The following is a 20,312-nucleotide window of genomic DNA, read 5'->3' on the forward strand; positions in this document are numbered from 1 at the left end:
CGCTTCATCGTCGCCGTCGGATGCGACAGGTCAGCTCAGGCATGCCTGAAAGGCGCTGCTTGAAGGGTGCGCTCAAAGAGCCCATTTGCCGCCCCCGACCCCTTCGCCCATAATCGCGTTCTTTACACGCATCAAGCCTGCGGGAGCCCCATGGAGCAATTTCGAAATATCGGCATCATTGGTCGCCTGGGCAGTACCCAGGTGGTGGAGACCGTTCGCCGACTCAAGAAATTCCTGATATCGCGGCACCTGCATGTGATCCTCGAAGACGCCATCGCCGAGGTCTTGCCGGGCCATGGTTTGCAGACGTCTTCGCGCAAGATGCTCGGTGAAGTCTGCGACATGGTCATCGTCGTCGGCGGCGACGGCAGCCTGCTCGGCGCCGCCCGTGCGCTGGCCAAGCACAATGTGCCGGTGCTGGGCATCAACCGCGGCAGCCTGGGCTTCCTGACCGATATCCGCCCCGACGAGCTGGAAGTCAAAGTCGCGGAAGTGCTGGACGGCCACTATCTGGTGGAAAACCGCTTCCTGTTACAGGCCGAAGTACGCCGTCACGGCGAAGCGATCGGACAGGGCGACGCCCTCAACGACGTCGTGCTGCACCCCGGCAAATCCACGCGGATGATCGAATTCGAAATCTACATCGACGGCCAGTTCGTCTGCAGCCAGAAGGCCGACGGTCTGATCGTCGCCACGCCCACCGGCTCCACAGCCTACGCGCTGTCGGCGGGCGGGCCGATCATGCACCCCAAACTCGACGCCATTGTTATCGTGCCGATGTACCCGCACACGCTGTCCGGCCGGCCGATTGTCGTCGACGGAAACAGTGAGCTGAAAATCGTTGTCTCAAAGGACATGACGATCTACCCACAGGTTTCCTGCGATGGCCAGAACCACTTCACCTGCGCGCCGGGTGACACCGTGACCGTGAAAAAGAAGCCGCAGAAGCTGCGCCTCATTCACCCCCTCGACCACAACTACTACGAAGTCTGCCGGACCAAACTCGGTTGGGGCAGTCGGCTTGGCGGCGGGAGCGACTGATGCTCGATCCCGCGCGTGGCTACGATCTGATCGGTGACGTGCATGGTTGTGCCCAGACCCTTGAGCACTTGCTCGACACCCTTGGTTACCGCTTTCAGGCCGGCGTGTGGCGCCACCCTGAACGCATCGCCGTGTTCCTCGGCGACATCATCGACCGCGGCCCTCGCATTCGCGAAGCGCTGCACATCGTTCGTGACATGGTCGAAGCCGGCCAGGCGTTCTGCATCATGGGCAACCATGAATTCAACGCGCTGGGCTGGAGCACCCCGGCACCGCCTGAGAGCGGCCATGAATGGGTGCGCGAGCACACGCCGCGCCATGCCCGTCTGCTGGGCGAAACCCTGGCGCAGTTCGAGCAGCATCCCGGTGACTGGAACGACTTCCTCAAATGGTTTTACCAATTGCCGCTGTTCATCGACGCCGAGCGCTTCCGCGTGGTGCACGCTTGCTGGGATGCCAGCCTGATCGAGCCGTTGCGCAGCGTTCACGGCGACGGTCGCATCGACCAGGCCTTCGTGCAGGCGTCGGCGGAGCCGGGCAGTTTTGCCTGCGCGGTGTTTGATCGCCTGCTGCGCGGCACCGACATGCGCCTGCCCCACGGCATGACCCTGACCGGTGGCGACGGCCTGACCCGCGGCTCGTTCCGCACCAAGTTCTGGGAAGACGACCCGCAGACCTACGGCGACGTGGTGTTTCAGCCTGACGCGCTGCCCGAGCCTGTGGCGCGGCGGCCGCTGTCCCCCAGCGAGAAAAACGCGCTGCTGCGGTACGGCGCCGATGAACCGCTGTTGTTCGTCGGCCACTACTGGCGCAGCGGCATTCCCGCCCCGATCCGCCCCAATCTGGCCTGCCTCGACTACAGCGCCGTGCTCTACGGCAAGCTCGTCGCGTATCGGCTGGATCAGGAAACCCAGATCGACCCGAACAAGTTCGTCTGGGTCGACGTCACCCGACCGGAGGTTGGTCAATGAGTCCGGTTGCTGTATTGCGTTTGCCCCTCCAAACCGACCTGAGTGGTTTCGTCGAGTTGCTGCGGCGCCTCAACGTGCCCCATCGGGTCAGCGAAGAGGCCGGCGAGCAAGTGCTGTGGGTGCCCGATGCGCCGCAACTGGCCGATGACGTCCGTCAGTTGTATCAGCAATACCCTGAAGGCGACCCGACCGCGCAGTTGCCGCCGGGACGCGAGGTGGTGGCCGTGAGCCGGCCGAGTCCGCTGGTCCAGGTGCGCAACAGCCCGGTCACCAGCGTGATCTTGCTGCTGTGCCTGATCGTCGCCGGCGTGACCTTGCTCGGCGACAATTTTGGAGCCTTGAGCTGGTTGACCTTCAACGACTTCCGCGTCAACGGCGAGTACATCAGCTTTCTGCCGGTGGAAACATCGCTGGGGGCGGGGCAGTGGTGGCGGGTGGTCACGCCGATGCTGATTCATTTCGGCCTGCTGCACCTGGTGATGAACGCGCTGTGGTTCTGGGAGCTGGGCCGACGCATCGAAATGCGCCAGGGCAGTTGGCAGTTGCTCGGACTGACCCTGGCGTTCAGCGCGTTTTCCAATTACGTCCAGTATTTCTGGAGCGGCCCGAGTCTGTTCGGCGGTCTGTCCGGCGTGCTGTATGGCCTGCTCGGTCACTGCTGGATCTTTCAATTGCTCGCCCCCAACCCCATGTATCGTTTACCACGCGGTGTTCTGGGGATGATGCTGATCTGGCTGGTGGTGTGCCTGTCTGGCGTCGTCGGTGTGCTCGGGTTTGGCGAAATCGCCAACGGCGCCCACGTCGGCGGCCTGATCATCGGTTGTGCTACAGGTCTTGTGGGCGGTGCACTGGCCCGCCGCAAACATTAAAATCGCCCGCTTAATTCTGGGAGAACCCAATGTCCTCTTTTGTCGAAATGATCGAAAACATCACCCCGGACGTCTACGAAAGCCTGAAGCTGGCGGTGGAAATCGGCAAATGGTCCGACGGCCGCAAGCTGACCCAGGAACAACGTGAGCTGTCGCTGCAGGCGTTGATTGCCTGGGAAGTGCGCAACGTGCCCGAGGACCAGCGCATCGGCTACATGGGCCCGCAAGAGTGTGCGTCGAAGTCGGCGCCGGTGCCCAATATCCTGTTCAAATCGGACTCCATTCATTGATTGAAATCGGCAGAGGCTCCGTCAACAAAATGTCCGCGCGGCTTGAGGCTTCGCGGGTGGAATATGCGTTCCGGCTGGGTGATTCACAGATCCCGGTCAACCCGCTGATCGGCAAGACCGTGCGCCTGGAGTTTCTGGGTGCGATTCATTGCAGCCATTGCGGCAAGCGCACCAAAACCAGCTACAGCCAGGGTTATTGCTACCCGTGCATGCTCAAGCTGGCCCAGTGCGACCTGTGCATCATGAGCCCGGAGCGCTGCCATCACGAGCATGGCACCTGCCGCGATCCGGCCTGGGGCGAGCAGTTCTGCATGACCGATCACGTGGTCTATCTGGCCAACTCGTCGGGGGTCAAAGTCGGCATCACCCGCGCCACCCAGCTGCCCACCCGCTGGCTGGACCAGGGCGCCAGTCAGGCGTTGCCGATCGTGCGCTGCGCCACGCGCCAGCAGTCCGGTTTCGTCGAAGACCTGTTCCGCAGCCAGGTGGCAGACCGCACCAACTGGCGCGCGCTGCTCAAGGGCGACGCACCGGCGGTTGATCTGGCGGCGATTCGTCAGCAACTGTTCGAGTCCTGCGCCGAAGGCCTGGTCGCGCTGCAAATGCGCTTTGGCTTGCAGGCCATTCAAGTGATGAACGATGTCGAGCCCATCGAGATCCGATACCCGGTAGAGGCCTATCCGACCAAGATCGTCAGCTTCAACCTGGACAAGAATCCGGTCGCCGAAGGCACCCTGTTGGGCGTCAAAGGGCAGTACCTGATCTTCGACACCGGCGTGATCAATATTCGCAAATACACGGCGTATCAACTCGCCGTGCATCAGTAGCCCGTATTAGCAGAAGAAGGGACAACACTATGCGCACAGACCAGCCGAAAATGATTTACCTGAAGGATTATCAGGCGCCTGAGTACCTCATTGACGAGACCCACCTGACGTTCGAATTGTTCGACGACCACTCGCTGGTCCACGCGCAGTTGGTGATGCGCCGCAACCCGGACCGCGCCGCGCTCGCTCAAGGCGCGGCATTGCCACCGCTGGAACTCGACGGCCAGCAGCTTGAGCTGCTGTCGGTGAAGCTGGCGGATGTCGACCTGTCCGAGGGCGACCTTGCAAAGAACGGCTACCAGCTGACCTCCGACAGCCTCACCGTGCAGCCGACGTCCGAGACCTTCACCCTCGACACCACCGTGAAGATCCACCCGGAAACCAACACCGCGCTGGAAGGCCTGTACAAATCCAGCGGCATGTTCTGCACCCAGTGCGAGGCCGAGGGCTTCCGCAAGATCACCTATTACCTCGACCGCCCGGACGTGATGAGCACGTTCACCACGACCGTCAGCGCCAACAAGCAGGCCTTCCCGATCCTGCTGTCCAACGGCAATTTGATCGCCGCCGGCCCTTCCGACGACACCCAGCGTCACTGGGCAACGTGGGAAGACCCGTTCAAGAAGCCGGCCTACCTGTTCGCGCTGGTGGCCGGTGACTTGTGGTGCATCGAAGACACCTTCATCACCATGAGCCAGCGCAAGGTCACGCTGCGCATCTTCGTCGAGCCGGAAAACGTCGACAAATGCCAGCACGCCATGGACAGCCTGAAGAAGTCCATGCGCTGGGACGAAGAGGTCTACGGCCGCGAATACGATCTGGACATCTTCATGATCGTCGCCGTCAACGACTTCAACATGGGCGCCATGGAGAACAAGGGCCTCAACATCTTTAACTCCAGCGCCGTGCTGGCCCGCGCCGAAACCGCGACCGATGCCGCCCACCAGCGCGTCGAAGCCATCGTCGCCCACGAATATTTCCACAACTGGACCGGCAACCGCGTCACCTGCCGCGACTGGTTCCAGCTGTCGTTAAAGGAAGGCTTCACGGTGTTCCGTGATTCCGGCTTTTCGGCGGACATGAACTCGGCCACGGTCAAGCGCATTCAGGACGTGGCTTACCTGCGCACCCACCAGTTCGCCGAAGACGCCGGCCCCATGGCCCACGCCGTGCGCCCTGACAGCTTCATCGAGATTTCCAACTTCTACACCCTGACCGTGTACGAGAAGGGCGCGGAAGTGGTCGGCATGATCCACACGCTGTTGGGCGTGGAAGGATTCCGCAAGGGCAGCGACCTGTTCTTCGAGCGCCATGACGGCCACGCCGTGACCTGCGACGACTTCGTCAAGGCCATGGAAGACGCCAACCGTGTCGACTTCACGCAGTTCAAGCGCTGGTACTCCCAGGCCGGCACGCCGCGTCTGGCGGTCAGCGAGTCCTACGACGCTGCCGCGAAAACCTACAGCCTGACCTTCCGTCAGAGCACGCCAACCACGCCGGGCCAGCCGGGCGATCAGAAACTGCCGTTCGTGATCCCGGTCGCCATGGGTCTGCTGGACGCCCAGGGTCAGGAACTCCCTCTGCGCCTGCACGGCGAGGCACCGGCGGTGAACACCTCCCGCGTGCTCTCGGTGACTGAAGCCGAGCAGACCTTCACCTTCATCGACATCGACGAACAGCCGCTGCCGTCGCTGCTGCGCGGGTTCTCGGCGCCGGTGAAACTGAGCTTCCCGTACAACCGCGATCAGTTGATGTTCCTGATGCAGCACGACAGCGATGGCTTCAACCGTTGGGATGCCGGTCAGCAACTGTCCGTGCAAGTGCTGCAGGACCTGATCACCCAGCACCAGAAAGGCGAATCGCTGGTCATGGATCAGCGTTTGATCACCGCGCTGCACACGGTGCTGACGGACGAGAGTCTGGATCAGGCCATGGTCGCGGAAATGCTCTCGCTGCCGGGCGAGGCGTATCTGATCGAGATCAGCGAAGTGGCTGACGTCGACGCCATCCACGCCGCGCGGGAGTTTGCCCGCCAGCAATTGGCCGACAGCCTGAGCGACGCCCTGTGGCAGCGTTACCAGACCAATCGCGAGCTGTCGAAGCAGACGCCGTACGTGGCCGCGTCCGAGCACTTCGCTCGCCGTGCGCTGCAGAACATCGCCCTGTCTTACCTGATGCAGACCGGCAAGCCAGAAGTCCTGGCCGCCGCCATCGACCAGTTCGACACCGCCGACAACATGACCGAGCGCCTGACCGCGCTGGCCGTGCTGGTGAACTCGCCGTTCGAGGCCGAGAAGGCCAAGGCGCTGGAAGTGTTCGCCGAGAACTTCAAGGACAACGCGCTGGTCATGGATCAGTGGTTCAGCGTGCAGGCCGGCAGCACCTTGCCGGGCGGGTTGGAGCGAGTGAAAGCGCTGATGCAGCACCCGGCGTTCACCCTGAAGAACCCGAACAAGGTGCGTGCCCTGATCGGCGCCTTTGCCGGGCAGAACCTGATCAACTTCCACGCGGCGGACGGTTCGGGCTATCGCTTCCTGGCCGATCTGGTCATCGAGCTGAACGGCTTCAACCCGCAGATCGCCTCCCGTCAACTGGCGCCACTGACCCGCTGGCGCAAGTACGACAGCGCCCGCCAAGCGCTGATGAAAGCGGAACTGGAGCGCATCCTCGCCTCCGGCCCGCTGTCGCCGGACGTGTATGAAGTGGTGAGCAAAAGCCTGGCGTAAATCGGGCGGTTGTTGAAAAGGGCTGTCCGTTTGCGCGGACAGCCCTTTTTTGTGGGGGCTGATTCATGGTTTCAGCGGCTGCGGATGCTGTCTTGTACGCGACACCTTGGTAGGACTGGCTTTAGCCGGGAAGAAGCCGGTTTGTGCGCCATCCATTTTGCGGTGTGACGAATGACGCCTTCCCGGCTGAAGCCGGTCCCACAATGCGAGTTGTCCAATGATCCCGGCGCGCGCGATCAGGCGTTGAAACCGATAATCGCCTTGGTTTCCAGGTACTCCTCAAAGCCCATCACGCCGTACTCGCGGCCATTGCCCGAGCGCTTGTAGCCGCCGAAGGGCGCCATGGGATTCCACGCCGGGTGGTTCAGGTGGACTTGCCCGGCGCGAATGCGCGAGGCGACGGCGCGGCCCAGTTCCAGGTCCTGGGCCTGCACGTGGGCGCCCAGGCCATAGACCGTGTCGTTGGCGATGGCCACGGCTTCGTCGATGGAGTCATAGGCCAGGATGCACAGCACCGGTCCGAAGATTTCCTCCTGGGCGATGCGCATCGCTGAGCCGACTTCGGAGAACACCGTTGGCCGTGTGTAATAGCCTTTTTCAAACCCCGGCACGCGGCCGAGCCCGCCGCACAGCAGTTTCGCGCCTTCACTGATACCGGCTTCGATCATCGCCTGGACGCGGCTGAACTGGGCTTCGTTGGCAATCGGGCCGAGCTGGGTGTCGGGGGATTGCGGGTCGCCGACGATCAACGCGTTGGCGGTGGCGGCGGCCAGCGCTTCGACTTCGGCGAGGCGGGCGCGGGGCACGATCATGCGGGTCGGCGCGCTGCACGACTGGCCGACGTTGCGCAAGGCCGACATCACCCCCAAGGGCACGACTTTGGCAAAGTCGGCGTCAGGCAGCATGACGTTCGGCGACTTGCCGCCCAGTTCCTGGGTCACGCGCTTCACCGTGACCGCCGCCGCTTGTGCGACGAGGGCTCCGGCACGGTTCGAGCCGGTGATGGAAATCATGTCGATGTCGGTGTGGGCCGCGATGGCGGCACCGACGTCCGCGCCGCTGCCGTTGACCAGATTGAACACCCCGGGCGGCAGGCCGGCGTCGTGGACCAGTTGGGCGAACAGCAGGGCGCTCAACGGCGACAGCTCGCTGGGTTTCAGGACCACGGTGCAGCCGGCGGCGAGGGCCGGCGCGACTTTGGCGGTGATCTGGTACAGCGGCCAGTTCCACGGGGTGATCAGGCCGCAGACGCCGATGGCCTCGCGCTCGATGGCTGTGGTGCCTTCGACGGTTTGGAAGCGGTAGGTGGACAGCAGATCGCGAGCGACCCGCACGTGTTCGGCGGCCAGTGGCACCTGCATGGCGCGGGAGAAACTGATGGCCGCGCCCATTTCCAGCGACAGGGCCCGGGCGAGGGGCTCTTTGCGCTCAAGGATCAATGCGTGGATTTTGCTCAGGATCGCTGCGCGTTCTACGACCGGCGTTACCGACCAGCCAGGGAAGGCAGCGCGCGCTGCTGCGACGGCCCGATCAACGTCCTCCGCCGACCCCCGCGCGACCTCGGCTACCACTTCTTCGGTGGCGGGATTGACCACCGGCAAGCTGGCGGGGACCTTGGGGGATATCCACTCGCCGTTGATGTAGAAAGCTCCGGCGTTTTGCAGCTCGATGCCGTGGGTATTTGAAGAGTGTGAGGTCATCCAGCTAGCTCCCTGGAGCGGTGATAAGGGCTGCGAACAGCGAGTCCTGACGTCTCGATACGCTAACAAACCGGCCCAGGCAAAAGATGCCGTTGTTGCGGTCTGCAAGGGAGAATCTGCTGAATCCGCCGGGGTCCACGCCATCCGTTTTGCGGTGTGACACCTGACGTCTTCCCGGCTAAAGCCAGTCCTACAGTCGAGGTCATGCCGGATACCCTGAATGCACGCGATATGTTTTTGTAGGACCGGCTTCAGCCGGGAAGACGCCCGCATGAGCACCCACAATTTCGCGGCGTGACGCTTGACGTTTTCCCGGCTGAAGCCGGTCCTACAGGGGATTGCGTGCGCTGCCTGATTGGCGGGATGCATGCGGTCTGTTTTTGTAGGACCGGCTTTAGCCGGGAAGAGGCCGGTATGAGCACCCTCAATTTTGCGGCGTGCCGCCTGACGTTTTCCCGGCTAAAGCCGGTCCTACCCATCGCGGCGTGCCTGGCAACGTTCACCCAATCGCCTGGGTCACCATCGCAAACTGGGCAATGCCATCCCGTGACTCCGGCGGCTCACCCAGCACCATGCGGGGCGCGCGATCGACGCACGGCAGCCCCATCCCCTCCAGCCAGTCCACCAGCCCGCAATCAGCCAGAATATCGAAGCGCACAAACGCGCCGGGGATCAGGCCCAGCAGGTGCGTGATCATCTGTTTTGCCTGCGCCAGATCCTGCGCGACCACCGGCCCAATGAGATGCCCGCGACCAAACCGGCGGAGCAGGGCGCATCCCTTCAGTTGCCCTTGCACCTCAACGCCCGCCACGCACTCCGCCGTCGGCAGCAAATCGGCGAGCACCGCCGTGCGGTCCAGCCCGCTGCCGACATTGGCCAGTTCAATCACCTGCGGGTATTCGGCCTGCGTCACCTCACGACACAGCGCGTCTCCCGTCGCAGCCAGAACCGGCGGCATGTGCGGCACGCCTTGATGTTGCTGAATCCGCGCGTACTCGACAAAACCCATGCTCACGTACAGCGGCGCCCCCGATTCAGTCGCGTTGAGGATCGGCGTGCGCGGCGCGGCGGCGTCCAGGCACAGGTTCATCAACTGCCGGCCAATGCCTTTGCTCTGGTGCTGATCACTGACGATCACCAACCCGATCGAGGAATAAGCCCCCTGATGGCAGGCAAACCCCACGCCCACCAATTGCCCTTCATGTTCAGCAACAAAACCCTCGGACGTGCGCTGCACCATCGCCCAGTCTTCCTCGCGATGGGGCCACTTCAACTGCACCGAGAGCGCGTGGGCGGCGGGCATATCCTCCGCTTTGGCCGTGCGGTAAACGTAGGCGTCGCTCATATGAGTTTTCCTGTGCTGAGAAGGCTGGTCGCCAATTGCGGTACGAGTGATGGCTGAGTAAACCGGCGGATGTCGAAGGGGCTGATGGACGTGCTGGTGCTGCCGGTGCTGATCAGTTCGGCCATCACGTCGCCGACCCCGGGGCCGAGCTGAAAGCCATGGCCGCAGAAGCCGAAGGCGTAAAACAGCCCGTCCACCATGCCGCTGGGGCCCATCACCGGCAGCGAGTCCGGCGTGTAGCTTTCGATGCCGCTCCAGGTGCGGATGATGTTGAGTTTCTCGGCGCCGGGCACCAGCCGCTTCATCTGGCGCATCTGATTGATCAGGCTTTCAGGCTTGAAAAATGCCCGACGGTTGACCATGTCCGGCGCGCAGCGGGCGCCGCCACCGATGATGATGTTGCCGCGGGGAATCTGCCGGAAGTAGATCACCTCTTCCTTGATCTTGGTGAACACGCCGATCACCGTCGGCAGCGCGTAGGGCACAGGTTCCGTCACCGACATCTGTGGGCCGTTGGGCTCCAGCGGCACGGGTTCGTCGAACTGTTGAGACAGCTTGGTCGCCCACGCGCCGGCGGTGATCAACAGCTGCTCGGCGACGAACAACTGCCCGTCGGTGGTGGTGACGTGGAACTGTCCGCCGACTTTTTGCACGTCGGCGACTTCGGTGCGTTCTTCGATGCGTGCGCCAAGCCGACGGGCCGCGCGGGCAAAGGCCGGTGCCGCCAGACGCGGATTGGCGTGACCGTCGTGGGGCGCGTAGGAACCGCCCTTGACCTCTGCGCCAAGAAAAGGAAATCGCGTGTGCAACTCGGCGCCGCGATAGATTTTCAGGTCCAGCTGCTCGGCTTCCGGGGCCGCGGCGTAAGCCTCCAGCTCGGCGATTTCGTCCTCGCGGTAACACACACGCATGTGCCCACTGGGGATGAACTCCAAGTCATCGTCGATCAGCTCCGGCAAGCGTTTCCACAAACCCCACGACCGGTTCGCCAGTTCGAGCTGGCCCAGATAGCGCCCTTGCCGCCGCACATTGCCGAAGTTCACGCCGCTGGCGTACTGACCGATCTGGTCGCGCTCCAGCAGCGTCACCGAGCGGCCGCGCCGCTGCAGGAAAAACGTCGACGAGGTGCCCATGACGCCGCCGCCAATCACCAGCACATCGCTTTTTTGCGGGTTCATTAAGGGTCCTCTCGCAGGTTATGGGGTTGCAGGCCACGGGGTTGCAGGTTGCGCGCCACGGCGTCGATTTCGATCAGGTAACCGTGATGCAAGACCGGGACCGGCACCACGGCGCGGGCGGGCCGATGCTCACCCAGGTACCGCGCATAGAGTCGGTCAAACGCCGGCCAGTGTTCAATGCCCACGACATAGACCGTCACTTTCAGCAAATGGCTGGGGCTCAAACCCGCTTGCGCAAGGATCGCCATGAGGTTGTCGAGGGCAATCGAGGCCTGCACTTCGAACGGTTGGTCGGCGCTGTGCTCGCCATTGGCGCGTACCGGCAATTGCCCGGACACGTAGACCAAGCCGGCGTAGGCTACCGCCTGGGAATAATGCCCGCCCGGAGCTGCTGCGTCTGGCGTGAAAATAATGTCGAGATCACCAGCCATGCAGACGACTCCAGGTGTGCACCGCGCCGTCGGCGTCGAGTGCGTGATAGTCCGGAAACTGCGCGCCGGTGGCGCAGGCGTGGTTGGGCAGAATGCGCAGACGGCGGCCGATGGGGAAGCGGGCGGCCAAGTCGGCATGGCTGGCGTCGCCCAGGGTGATAATCCCGTGCTCCTGATTGGCGCCGGTAACCAACGCCCCATCGATCCATTCGCCCGTTTCGGTGCACACCTGGCCGTAACCGAAATCGTGGCGCTGACGCTGGGTGCCGCGATCACGACTCATGGCCATCCAGCCGGCGTCGGTGATGATCCAGCCCTTGTCCTGCTGATGGCCGATCACCGTGGTCAGCACGCTCAGGGCCAACTCGTCGGCCTGGCAGACGCCGATGTTGTGCATGACCAGATCGAAGAACACATACACGCCGGCACGCACCTCGGTCACGCCGTCCAAGCGCAGAGCTGACAGCGCGGTGGGCGTGGAGCCGATGCTGACGTCCGGGCAGTCGATCCCGGCTTCACGGATGCGTTGAGCGGCGCGGACGCAGAGGGCGCGCTCCTGCTCGGCGAGGGCTTGCAGGGCTTCAGGGTTGTCGAGTTCGTAACTGGAACCGGCGTGGGTCATCACGCCGCGCAGCTGCAGACCGCCGTCGGTGAGGATGCGCGCGACGTCGATCAGCGCGGGGTCCTCAGCGGCGAGGCCCGAGCGATGGCCGTCACAGTCGACCTCGATCCAGACGGGCCAGACGGGGTTGGATTCGTCGTGCTCACGCGCAAAGGCGACGATAGCCTGTGCGCCCTGAACGCTGTCGGTGAGCACGCTCAGGTTGCAACCGGCCTGCCGCAACGCCAGCGCCTGGAACAATTTGCCCGGAGCGATGGCGACCGCATACAGCACATCGCCAATGCCCTGGTTAAAGCAGTGTTCGGCTTCCTTCAGGGTGGACACCGTCACGCCGCTGGCACCCGCAGCGATCTGCGCCTGAATCACCGGCAGGCATTTACTGGTCTTGACGTGGGGACGCAAGCGCACGCCGAGGCTGTCCATGCGCTGCTGCATGCGCTGGATATTGCGCTGCATGCGCGGGACGTCTACCAGCGCGGCGGGCGTGTCGAGAGAGGCAATCGGCGTAGACATGACGGAACTCGGGTGGCGAGGGACAGGGTGGACTCTACTCAGCTGTCGTTAAGGTGTGGTTCAATCCAGCCTCATCAATCATTAAGTAAAAGTGAATGATCTCCATCGAAGACTTGCGCCTGGCGGTCGCATTGAGCCGTGCCGAATCCCTGAGTGCGGCGGCCAGAGCGCTCAATGTTTCGCCGCCGGCGCTGTCCATGCGCCTGCGGAAACTGGAGACCCTGCTGGGCCTGACCCTGGCCAACCGCGACGCCCGCCGCCTGAGCCTGACCGCCGATGGCGAACGCTTCTCCCGGGAAAGCGCGCTGTTGCTGGAGCAGCTGGAAGCGCTCCCGGAATCCTTCCGGCAAAAGGACGAAAGGCTGGTGGGCACGCTGCGGCTGGCGGCGCCCTTCGGTTTCGGACGACAGCGACTGGCACCGCTGCTGGCGCGCTTCATCCGGCTGCATCCGCAGCTGTGCCTGCACCTCGACCTGCGCGAAACCCCTTGGCCGGATCGGCACGACAGCGACGCCGTGATCCACATCGGCCACCTCAACGACAGCCTCTGGACCGCGCGGCCACTCTCACCGAACGAGCGCTGGCTGTGCGCAAGCCCGGCCTACCTGCACGAACACGGCGAGCCGACCGCGCCGGACCAGCTCAGCGCCCATCGCTGCATCTGCATCCGTGAAAACGACGAAGACGTCACCCTCTGGCACCTGCGCAAAGGCCCCGCCCGAAAAACCCTGCGCGTCGAACCGGCCCTGCTCACCAACGACGGCAGCGTCGCCCGCCGCTGGGCCGAACAAGGCCTGGGCCTGGTGCTGCGCTCGCAATGGGACGTCAGCGACGCCATCGCCAGCGGCAACCTCGTCCGCGTCCTCGCCGACTGGAACTTCGACAGCGCCCCCGTTAACCTCCTCGTACCCTCCCGCAAACTCCGCAGCCCCAGAGTGCAAGCGTTGGTGGCGTTTCTGGAAGATGCGTTGAAGGTGTGAGCGTCGGTTTGATCGGGGATCAGGCGTCATGCCGCAACATCCTCGGCGCTGGGACTGGCCTCTTCCCGGCTAAAGCCGGTCCCACACAAAACACACTGCGCGCGCAGTAGGACCGGCTTCAGCCGGGAAGGCGTCAGGCGTTACACCACGAAATCGCCGCGTCCCAAATGACCTGTTCCCGGCTAAAGCCGGTCCTACAAAAAACACTGCGGGCGCCCAGTAGGACCGGCTTCAGCCGGGAAGGCGTCAGGCATACACCACAAAATCGCCGGCGTCCCAAATGACCTGTTCCCGGCTAAAGCCAGTCCTACACAAAACACACTGCGCGCGCAGTAGGACCGGCTTCAGCCGGGAAGGCGTCAGGCGTTACACCGCACAATTGATGGCGTCCACACTGGCCTCTTCCCGGCTAAAGCCAGTCCTACACGAAACACTGCGCGCGCAGTAGGACCGGCTTCAGCCGGGAAGGCGTCAGGCGTTACACCGCACAATTGATGGCGTCCAGACTGGCCTCTTCCCGGCTGAAGCCGGTCAACAATGAGTGGGCGTTCTTTCAGCCAGAGCGGTGACGCGGAGCGTCATGGGATGCATTCCCACGCAGAGCGTGGGAACGATCAAACGATCAAGATCAAAGGCTTCCCGGTTAAAGCCGGTCCTACCAAGCGTAAGCGCGCTTTTGATCTTCATACGCAAAAAGCCCAGACGACACCAATCGCGACTTGGGTGCAGGCTGAACGCAGACGACGCGCAGTGGGCCGAGCCGCATGGATGCGGCGAGAGCGCCGTCAGGACATGGATGTCCGTTCGGCGCGGGCCCACGGAGCGTCGTCGGAGTGAAGGAACCCCGAGGTACGAGGGGCCCAACCAGGAGCAGGCACTTTTGCTTACTTTTGGTGCTTTTCAAAAGTAAGTCGCCGAAGGCGAAACAGTCTGCCCCCAGGCAGACGCCCTTGATCTTGACCTTAAAAGCTCACTTCACCGCATAGACCTTGCGAACGTAAACCGTACTCGTCCACGCACAAAACGCCCCCTTCACCACGAACACCGTATCCCCCGGATGAACCGTCACCTCACCCCCCTGATCATCGGCCAGCGTCACACTCCCCTCCAACAGATGCATCAACTCATGCAACCGATGCGCACGACCATGGCGCTGATAAGGCGTCGAATCCCAAATCCCCACCTTCAGCGCCGTCACCTCATCCTCGAACAGACTCAACGCCCGACACTGCGGCGCAGGCCCGATCAAAATCGGCGGTTCCAGCGTCGCAGACGGCTCCAGCCACAAATGCGCCGGCAACAGCGTCAAACCGGGCCGCGCAGGGGCGTTCTCCACATCCACCGCACAAAACGCCCACTCACTGCCACTGCTCGCATGCACCGCCACCCGACTGCCACGGCCAATCACCGCACTCGCGCCGACGCCCAACTCCAGCGTCTGCTCCGCGCTGCTCAACACCACATGCCCGGCGTGCACCACCAGCATCTCGCTGTAGGGAAAGTCCTCGATCAACGCGTCGCCGGTGAACCGCACAAGCCCGGCCGACACCCCGTCATCACCGCGCCACGCCACCTGTCGTGCCTCGGCAAAGGGATCAAGCGCGCCCAACGGCGCCGTGGTGAAAGACGTCGCAACGCCGCTGGCATCAGCGCGCGCCAACAGCAAAATACCGGGAGATGACATGGTGAATGCTCCGTAAGAAAAATCAGCCGATCGCTTGGGTGATCAGCGCAAAAGGTTGCACGCCCTGGCTGGCCTCGGGCGGCGTGCCCAGCGCCATCTGCACCACGGTGTCGACGTTCTTCAGGCCCGCGGCTTCGAGCCAGTCGCTCAGGCCGCAGGACACGGGGATGTCGATGCGCACAAAGGTGTCAGGCACCTGTGCCAGCAAGACGGCGATCAGGTGTTTGGCCTGCTGGATGTTTTCCGCCACCACCGGCCCGATGCAGCGCCCGCGCCCGAATGGCCGCAGCAGGGCGAAACCGCGCAGCTGACCGTCACGTTCGATGCCCACGGCGTGCTCGACTTGCAGGTCACGCAACACATCGCGGCGGTCGAGGCCGCTGGCGCTCCTGGCGAGGTTGAGCAGGGCGGTCTGATCGTCAGCGCCAAGGGCTCGGCAGATTTCGCCGTCGGCGAGCTCATCAAGCGCCGGCACCTGCGCTTGGCCCTGATGCTGCTGCACCCGACCAAACTCAACAAAACCCTGGCTGGCATACAACGGCTTGCCGGCGACGGTGGCATTGAGGATCGGCGTGCGCGGCTCGCACGCGGCGAGGGCCCTCTCCATCAAGCGGCGACCAATGCCCTGGCCCTGATAATCGTTGCTGACGATCACCAGGCCGATGGTGGCGAAATCACCTTGAGGGCAGACAAAGGCGCTGCCAATCAGACGTTTGCCATCCATGACCACGAAACCGTCGCTGACCCGGTGCAGCATCGCCCAGTCGTCCAGGCGATGGGGCCATTTCAGTTGCACCGACAGGTCATGGGCGGCGGTCAGGTCGGCCACGGTCATGGGGCGGTAGGTATAAGAAGGGTGTGGCAGGGCGGACATGGCGAGGCTCCGTTATGCAGTATTCAAGTGGCACTGGCGCCCTGTATCCCACCTGATTAAAGGGCTGACAAGAGGGCTCGGGATATTCGGCAGATTCGTCCCGCGCCGAGGGACGCGACCCTACTTCGTACTTAAATCCGGGGCGAGGGCGGCAGCAAATGCCAAGGGTGGATTTTATCGTTTCAGCCCCGATGATCGTTCCCACGCGGAGCGAGGGAACGATCAGTGCACTCAAGATCCCCACGCCATACTTTCTGCCGCTTCAACCCCGCATCCTTGAGCCTCCTCATCACAAAAAGCCCCCTAAAAGCGCACAAACACTGGCCCTGCCCAAGGCTGGCGCGCACCGCAAACTCTGCTGAGGCCAGCCACTAAAACGGTGGTTTGTATTGAGCACGGGGCGTTTTAGACGGCATATGCTGATTTCACAGTGATGTAATGAAGCTGTGCTGCAACGAGGCCGCCGCGCCGTCAGGGCCGCGAACGCTTGCCACACTCAACTGACTTCAGGACCGCACTCCATGAGCTTTCTTCGTCCCAAATTCATCACGTTCGACTGCTACGGCACGCTCACCAACTTTCACATGGGCACCATGACCCGCGAGCTCTTCGCCGACCGCGTCAAGCCTGAACAGATGGACCAGTTCGTCAAAGACTTTTCGGCCTATCGCCTCGACCAAGTCATGGGCGACTGGCAGCCGTACGACGTCATCCTCAAGACTGCCCTGGCCCGAACCTGCAAACGTTGGGGCGTCGAGTACCGCGATGAAGGCCAGCTGTATTACGACGCGGTGCCGACCTGGGGCCCCCATGCCGACGTGCCGGCGGGTCTGTCGAAGATCGCCGACAAGATTCCCCTGGTGATCTTCTCGAACGCCAGCGACAGCCAGATCATGTCCAACGTCGACAAGCTCGGCGCGCCGTTCCACAAGGTCTTCACCGCCGAACAGGCCCAGGCCTACAAGCCGCGTCTGGCCGCGTTCGAGTTCATGCTCGACAACCTCGGCTGCGGCCCGGAAGACATCTTGCATGTGTCTTCGAGCTTCCGTTACGACCTGATGTCGGCCCATGACATGAAGATCAAGCACAAGGCGTTCGTGGCCCGCGGTCATGAAGTGCCGGCGAACGCGTTCTTTGAGTACCAGCAGATCACCGACATCGGCGGGCTGCCGGCGCTGGTGGGCCTGTAAGTCAAACGCTGCGGCATGCCGGTTAAGACATAAGGGGTTAAAGATGGGCAGTGAATCCTATTGGCTCGACACCGCACCGGCCTTCACCGGTGCCCAACTCGGCGGCTTGCCCGGTCAGGTCGACGTGGCGGTGATCGGCGGCGGGTTCACCGGCCTGTCCGCGGCGCGAGCGTTGGCGCTCAAGGGTGCCAGCGTGGTCGTGCTGGACGCCGGTCGCGTGATCGGCGAAGCCTCGGGGCGTAACGGCGGGCAGTGCAACACCGGCGTGGCGCAGGACTACGCCGGTCTGCACGCCAGTCTCGGTGCGGCCAAGGCGCGTGCCTATTACCAGGCCTATGAACGCGCAGTGCAGACCGTGGTGTCGCTGGTCGAGCAGGAAAAGATTGCCTGCGACCTGGTGCGCAACGGCAAGCTCAAGCTGGCGGCCAAACCCCTGCATTACGAAGGCCTGGCCCGCACCTGCGAGCTGATCCGCCAAGAGGTGGACGCCGACGTCGAGCTGCTGAATGCCGAGCAAACCCGTGCCGAGGTCAACTCGACGCAATTCCATGGTGCGTTGTTGCAGCGCAATGGCGTGCAGATGCACGTCGGCCGCTTTGGTGTCGGCCTGGCGGAAGCGGCTGCCCGGAGCGGCGCAATGGTCTACGAACACACCCCGGTCAAGGACTGGAAGCCCCAGGCCGGCGGTTATCAGGTCAACACCGCCAAGGGCTCGCTGCACGCCGGGCAAGTGTTGCTGGCGACCGGCGCTTGCCAGCACGGTGACCTCGGCTGGTATCGCCGGCGAATCGTGCCGGTGGGCAGTTTTGTCATCGCCACGGAAGTCTTGCCCCAAGCGCTGATCGACGAGTTATTGCCGCAGCACCGGGCGTACGTGACCAGCCGCATGATCGGCAATTACTTCCGCCTGACGCCGGACAACCGCCTGCTGTTTGGCGGCCGTGCACGGTTTGCCATGTCCGACGGCGTGTCCGACGCCAAGAGCGGCAAGGTGCTGCGGGCGGCGATGCTGAACATGTTCCCGGCATTGGCCAACGTGAAAATCGATTACTGCTGGGGCGGCCTGGTGGACATGACGTCCGACCGTCTGCCCCGCGCCGGCCAGCACGGCGGCGTGTTTCATTCCATGGGCTACAGCGGCCATGGCGTGCAGATGTCCGTGCACATGGGCCAGGTCATGGCCGAGGTCATGGCCGGCAACGCGGCGGCCAATCCGTGGCGTGAACTGGAATGGCCGGCGATCCCCGGGCACTTCGGCAAGCCCTGGTTTTTGCCGTTCGTGGGCGCGTACTACCGCTTGCAGGACTATCTGCACTGAAGCCGCACTAAGTCGCCGCTGTAGCGTCACCGTCGTCTGCGTTTCCAGGACGCTCCGGACATCCGTGAGCACTCGAATATCCCGATCATCGACAGGTAGCCTTGATATGACTGACCACAAAGACACCCCCGAGCTTATCTCCGGCCCAGACAGCCTGCGGGTATTCGAAGGCCTCAATCGCGGCATGTCGCGGCGCAACGCCTTGCAGATGCTCGGCTTGGCCGGGGTCGCCGCAGCGGGGGCGGGCAGCCTGTTTGGCAGCGCCGGCAAACTGTTCGCCGAAGAAGCCACCGCCGGCGGCAAGGGCAAGCCCGGCGGCAAGATTCGTGTGGCCGGTATGTCGAGTTCCACCGCCGACACCCTCGACCCGGCCAAGGGCGCGCTGTCCACCGACTATGCCCGTCACTACATGTTCTACAACGGCCTGACCCGTTTCGATAAGCACCTGGTGCCGCAGCTGGAACTGGCCGAGCGCATCGACAACGTTGACGCCACGCTGTGGACCATTACGCTGCGCAAGGACGTGACCTTCCACAACGGCAAAAGCCTCAGCGCCGCCGACGTGGTGTTCTCCCTCAGCCGCCACAAGGACCCGCTCACCGGTTCCAAAGTCATGCCGCTGATGGAACAGTTCGCCGAAATCAAGGCCTCCGGCCCGAACGAAGTGCAGATTCGCCTCAGCGCCGCGAACGCCGAACTGCCGTCCATTCTCGCCGTGTCGCACCTGCTAATCGTTCCGGAGGGCACCACCGACTTCAACAAAGGCATCGGCACCGGTCCGTTCACCGTCGGCGAGTTCAAGCCGGGTGTGCGTTCGGTGGCGGTGCGCAACAAGAACTACTGGAAGCCGGGCCTGCCGTACCTCGACGAGATCGAATTCATCGCCATCGCCGACGAACCGTCGCGGGTCAACGCGCTGCTGTCCGGCGACGTGCACATGATCAACGAGGTCAACCCGCGGTCCACCACGCGCATTGCCGCCAGCCCGAAACACCGCGTTGTCGATGCACCGTCGGGCAATTACACCGACTTGATCATTCGCCAGGACCAGCTCCCCGGCAAAAGCCCGGAATTCACCCAGGCCATGAAACTGCTGCTGGACCGCGAACAGGTCAAGTCCGCGGTCTTCCGTGGCTTCGCCGTGGTCGGCAACGATCACCCGATTGCGCCGGGTTCGCGCTACTTCAACACCGATCTGCCGCAGACGGTCTACGACCCGGAAAAAGCCAAGTTCCTGCTGAAGAAAGCCGGCATGGAAAGCATCACCATGCCCGTCATGGCGTCGCCTGCCGCGACCGGTTCCGTGGACATCGCCGTGCTGCTGCAGCAATCGGCGAAACAGGCCGGGCTCAAGCTGGACGTCAATCGCCTGCCCAGCGACGGCTACTGGTCCAACCACTGGATGAAGCACCCGTTGAGCTTCGGCAACATCAACCCGCGACCGAACGCCGACGTGATGTTCTCGCAGTTCTTCCAGTCCAAGGCGCCGTGGAACGAATCCGGCTGGCAGAACGATCAGTTCGACCAGTTGCTGATGCTGGCCCGGGGCGAAACCGACGACGCCAAGCGCGCCAAGATGTACGGCGACATGCAGACCCTGGTGCACGATCACTGCGGCATCGGCGTGCCGGTGTTCATCAGCAACATCGACGGCGTCGACCAGCGCATCAAGGGCTACGACTCCAACCCGTTGGGCGGCTTCATGGGCTACATGTTCGCCGAGCAGGTGTGGCTGGACGCTTGAGGAGGCAGT

17 protein-coding genes are annotated in these 20,312 nt (G+C 63.3%); 10 read left to right on the forward strand and 7 right to left on the reverse strand.

What is annotated here, in order from left to right:
- Window positions 1-150 precede the first annotated feature (150 nt).
- Genes SLW74_RS09705 through pepN form a run of 6 tightly spaced genes read left to right on the forward strand, consistent with a single transcriptional unit; the run spans window position 151 to window position 6,724 of the window.
- Window positions 151-1,041 (forward strand): NAD(+) kinase, encoded by an 891-nt coding sequence (locus tag SLW74_RS09705; RefSeq protein ID WP_037011709.1) that lies wholly within the window; start codon window positions 151-153, stop codon window positions 1,039-1,041.
- The gene (locus SLW74_RS09710; RefSeq protein WP_410928728.1) at window positions 1,041-2,012 is read left to right on the forward strand and encodes a metallophosphoesterase; all 972 of its coding nucleotides are present in this window, start codon (window positions 1,041-1,043) and stop codon (window positions 2,010-2,012) included. Before SLW74_RS09705 ends, SLW74_RS09710 begins: the two co-directional genes overlap by 1 nt.
- Window positions 2,009-2,881, forward strand: coding sequence for a rhomboid family intramembrane serine protease (locus SLW74_RS09715; protein ID WP_410928729.1), 873 nt, complete (start codon window positions 2,009-2,011; stop codon window positions 2,879-2,881). Before SLW74_RS09710 ends, SLW74_RS09715 begins: the two co-directional genes overlap by 4 nt.
- 29 nt (window positions 2,882-2,910) lie before the next feature.
- Window positions 2,911-3,171, forward strand: a complete 261-nt coding sequence (locus tag SLW74_RS09720) for a YeaC family protein (RefSeq protein ID WP_074888021.1) — start codon at window positions 2,911-2,913, stop codon at window positions 3,169-3,171.
- Window positions 3,168-3,998 (forward strand): DUF2797 domain-containing protein, encoded by an 831-nt coding sequence (locus SLW74_RS09725; RefSeq protein WP_192135784.1) that lies wholly within the window; start codon window positions 3,168-3,170, stop codon window positions 3,996-3,998. Before SLW74_RS09720 ends, SLW74_RS09725 begins: the two co-directional genes overlap by 4 nt.
- Window positions 3,999-4,027: 29 nt before the next feature.
- Window positions 4,028-6,724: an aminopeptidase N gene (pepN, locus tag SLW74_RS09730; RefSeq protein WP_410928730.1), complete on the forward strand. Its 2,697-nt coding sequence runs from the start codon at window positions 4,028-4,030 to the stop codon at window positions 6,722-6,724.
- A 236-nt stretch (window positions 6,725-6,960) separates the two neighbouring features.
- On the opposite strand, the gene SLW74_RS09735 is transcribed toward pepN, so the two are convergent.
- The 5 genes from SLW74_RS09735 to SLW74_RS09755 form a co-directional block, all read right to left on the reverse strand.
- A complete protein-coding gene (locus tag SLW74_RS09735) occupies window positions 6,961-8,424 on the reverse strand; it encodes an aldehyde dehydrogenase family protein (protein ID WP_410928731.1) in 1,464 nt (487 codons plus the stop codon).
- 499 nt (window positions 8,425-8,923) lie between these two features.
- Window positions 8,924-9,769, reverse strand: coding sequence for a GNAT family N-acetyltransferase (locus SLW74_RS09740; protein WP_410928732.1), 846 nt, complete (start codon window positions 9,767-9,769; stop codon window positions 8,924-8,926).
- Window positions 9,766-10,947: an NAD(P)/FAD-dependent oxidoreductase gene (locus tag SLW74_RS09745; RefSeq protein ID WP_410928733.1), complete on the reverse strand. Its 1,182-nt coding sequence runs from the start codon at window positions 10,945-10,947 to the stop codon at window positions 9,766-9,768. The genes SLW74_RS09740 and SLW74_RS09745 overlap by 4 nt, the downstream gene beginning before the upstream one ends.
- Entirely contained in the window at window positions 10,947-11,378 is a 432-nt protein-coding gene (locus tag SLW74_RS09750; protein WP_410928734.1) for a RidA family protein, read from the reverse strand. Before SLW74_RS09750 ends, SLW74_RS09745 begins: the two co-directional genes overlap by 1 nt.
- Window positions 11,368-12,513, reverse strand: coding sequence for a DSD1 family PLP-dependent enzyme (locus tag SLW74_RS09755; protein WP_410928735.1), 1,146 nt, complete (start codon window positions 12,511-12,513; stop codon window positions 11,368-11,370). Before SLW74_RS09755 ends, SLW74_RS09750 begins: the two co-directional genes overlap by 11 nt.
- Before the next feature lie 95 nt (window positions 12,514-12,608).
- Here SLW74_RS09755 and SLW74_RS09760 point away from each other — a divergent pair, with 95 nt between their 5' ends.
- Window positions 12,609-13,493 (forward strand): LysR family transcriptional regulator, encoded by an 885-nt coding sequence (locus tag SLW74_RS09760; RefSeq protein WP_296309964.1) that lies wholly within the window; start codon window positions 12,609-12,611, stop codon window positions 13,491-13,493.
- Between the two features lie 970 nt (window positions 13,494-14,463).
- Here SLW74_RS09760 and SLW74_RS09765 read toward each other — a convergent pair.
- Together SLW74_RS09765 and SLW74_RS09770 are read right to left on the reverse strand one after the other, a co-directional pair.
- Window positions 14,464-15,177, reverse strand: coding sequence for a cupin domain-containing protein (locus tag SLW74_RS09765; RefSeq protein ID WP_410928736.1), 714 nt, complete (start codon window positions 15,175-15,177; stop codon window positions 14,464-14,466).
- A gap of 22 nt (window positions 15,178-15,199) precedes the next feature.
- On the reverse strand, window positions 15,200-16,051 hold the full coding sequence (locus tag SLW74_RS09770; protein WP_192135802.1) for a GNAT family N-acetyltransferase: 852 nt from the start codon (window positions 16,049-16,051) through the stop codon (window positions 15,200-15,202).
- 521 nt (window positions 16,052-16,572) lie between these two features.
- Between SLW74_RS09770 and SLW74_RS09775 the strand changes: the two genes are divergently transcribed.
- The 3 genes from SLW74_RS09775 to SLW74_RS09785 all read left to right on the forward strand — a co-directional run bounded on the left by SLW74_RS09775 (window position 16,573) and on the right by SLW74_RS09785 (window position 20,303).
- Window positions 16,573-17,241 (forward strand): haloacid dehalogenase type II, encoded by a 669-nt coding sequence (locus SLW74_RS09775; protein WP_037011693.1) that lies wholly within the window; start codon window positions 16,573-16,575, stop codon window positions 17,239-17,241.
- Window positions 17,242-17,284: 43 nt separating this feature from the next.
- Complete coding sequence (locus tag SLW74_RS09780; RefSeq protein WP_410928737.1) at window positions 17,285-18,559, forward strand: NAD(P)/FAD-dependent oxidoreductase; 1,275 nt, start codon at window positions 17,285-17,287, stop codon at window positions 18,557-18,559.
- A gap of 106 nt (window positions 18,560-18,665) precedes the next feature.
- The gene (locus SLW74_RS09785; RefSeq protein WP_296309972.1) at window positions 18,666-20,303 is read left to right on the forward strand and encodes an ABC transporter substrate-binding protein; all 1,638 of its coding nucleotides are present in this window, start codon (window positions 18,666-18,668) and stop codon (window positions 20,301-20,303) included.
- The last annotated feature ends 9 nt before the right edge of the window (window positions 20,304-20,312 follow it).

The sequence above is a fragment of the Pseudomonas sp. W5-36 genome, from assembly GCF_046540455.1.
In the GTDB taxonomy this organism is placed as follows: Bacteria; Pseudomonadota; Gammaproteobacteria; order Pseudomonadales; family Pseudomonadaceae; genus Aquipseudomonas; species Aquipseudomonas graminis_B.

Excerpts from the sequence above, each read along its gene's own strand:
- SLW74_RS09705 (WP_037011709.1), top strand. The coding sequence starts at position 151 with ATGGAGCAATTTCGAAATATCGGCATCATTGGTCGCCTGGGCAGTACC.
- SLW74_RS09710 (WP_410928728.1), top strand. The coding sequence starts at position 1,041 with ATGCTCGATCCCGCGCGTGGCTACGATCTGATCGGTGACGTGCATGGT.
- SLW74_RS09715 (WP_410928729.1), top strand. The coding sequence starts at position 2,009 with ATGAGTCCGGTTGCTGTATTGCGTTTGCCCCTCCAAACCGACCTGAGT.
- SLW74_RS09720 (WP_074888021.1), top strand. The coding sequence starts at position 2,911 with ATGTCCTCTTTTGTCGAAATGATCGAAAACATCACCCCGGACGTCTAC.
- pepN (WP_410928730.1), top strand. The coding sequence starts at position 4,028 with ATGCGCACAGACCAGCCGAAAATGATTTACCTGAAGGATTATCAGGCG.
- SLW74_RS09735 (WP_410928731.1), bottom strand. The coding sequence starts at position 8,424 with ATGACCTCACACTCTTCAAATACCCACGGCATCGAGCTGCAAAACGCC.
- SLW74_RS09740 (WP_410928732.1), bottom strand. The coding sequence starts at position 9,769 with ATGAGCGACGCCTACGTTTACCGCACGGCCAAAGCGGAGGATATGCCC.
- SLW74_RS09745 (WP_410928733.1), bottom strand. The coding sequence starts at position 10,947 with ATGAACCCGCAAAAAAGCGATGTGCTGGTGATTGGCGGCGGCGTCATG.
- SLW74_RS09750 (WP_410928734.1), bottom strand. The coding sequence starts at position 11,378 with ATGGCTGGTGATCTCGACATTATTTTCACGCCAGACGCAGCAGCTCCG.
- SLW74_RS09755 (WP_410928735.1), bottom strand. The coding sequence starts at position 12,513 with ATGTCTACGCCGATTGCCTCTCTCGACACGCCCGCCGCGCTGGTAGAC.
- SLW74_RS09760 (WP_296309964.1), top strand. The coding sequence starts at position 12,609 with ATGATCTCCATCGAAGACTTGCGCCTGGCGGTCGCATTGAGCCGTGCC.
- SLW74_RS09765 (WP_410928736.1), bottom strand. The coding sequence starts at position 15,177 with ATGTCATCTCCCGGTATTTTGCTGTTGGCGCGCGCTGATGCCAGCGGC.
- SLW74_RS09770 (WP_192135802.1), bottom strand. The coding sequence starts at position 16,051 with ATGTCCGCCCTGCCACACCCTTCTTATACCTACCGCCCCATGACCGTG.
- SLW74_RS09775 (WP_037011693.1), top strand. The coding sequence starts at position 16,573 with ATGAGCTTTCTTCGTCCCAAATTCATCACGTTCGACTGCTACGGCACG.
- SLW74_RS09780 (WP_410928737.1), top strand. The coding sequence starts at position 17,285 with ATGGGCAGTGAATCCTATTGGCTCGACACCGCACCGGCCTTCACCGGT.
- SLW74_RS09785 (WP_296309972.1), top strand. The coding sequence starts at position 18,666 with ATGACTGACCACAAAGACACCCCCGAGCTTATCTCCGGCCCAGACAGC.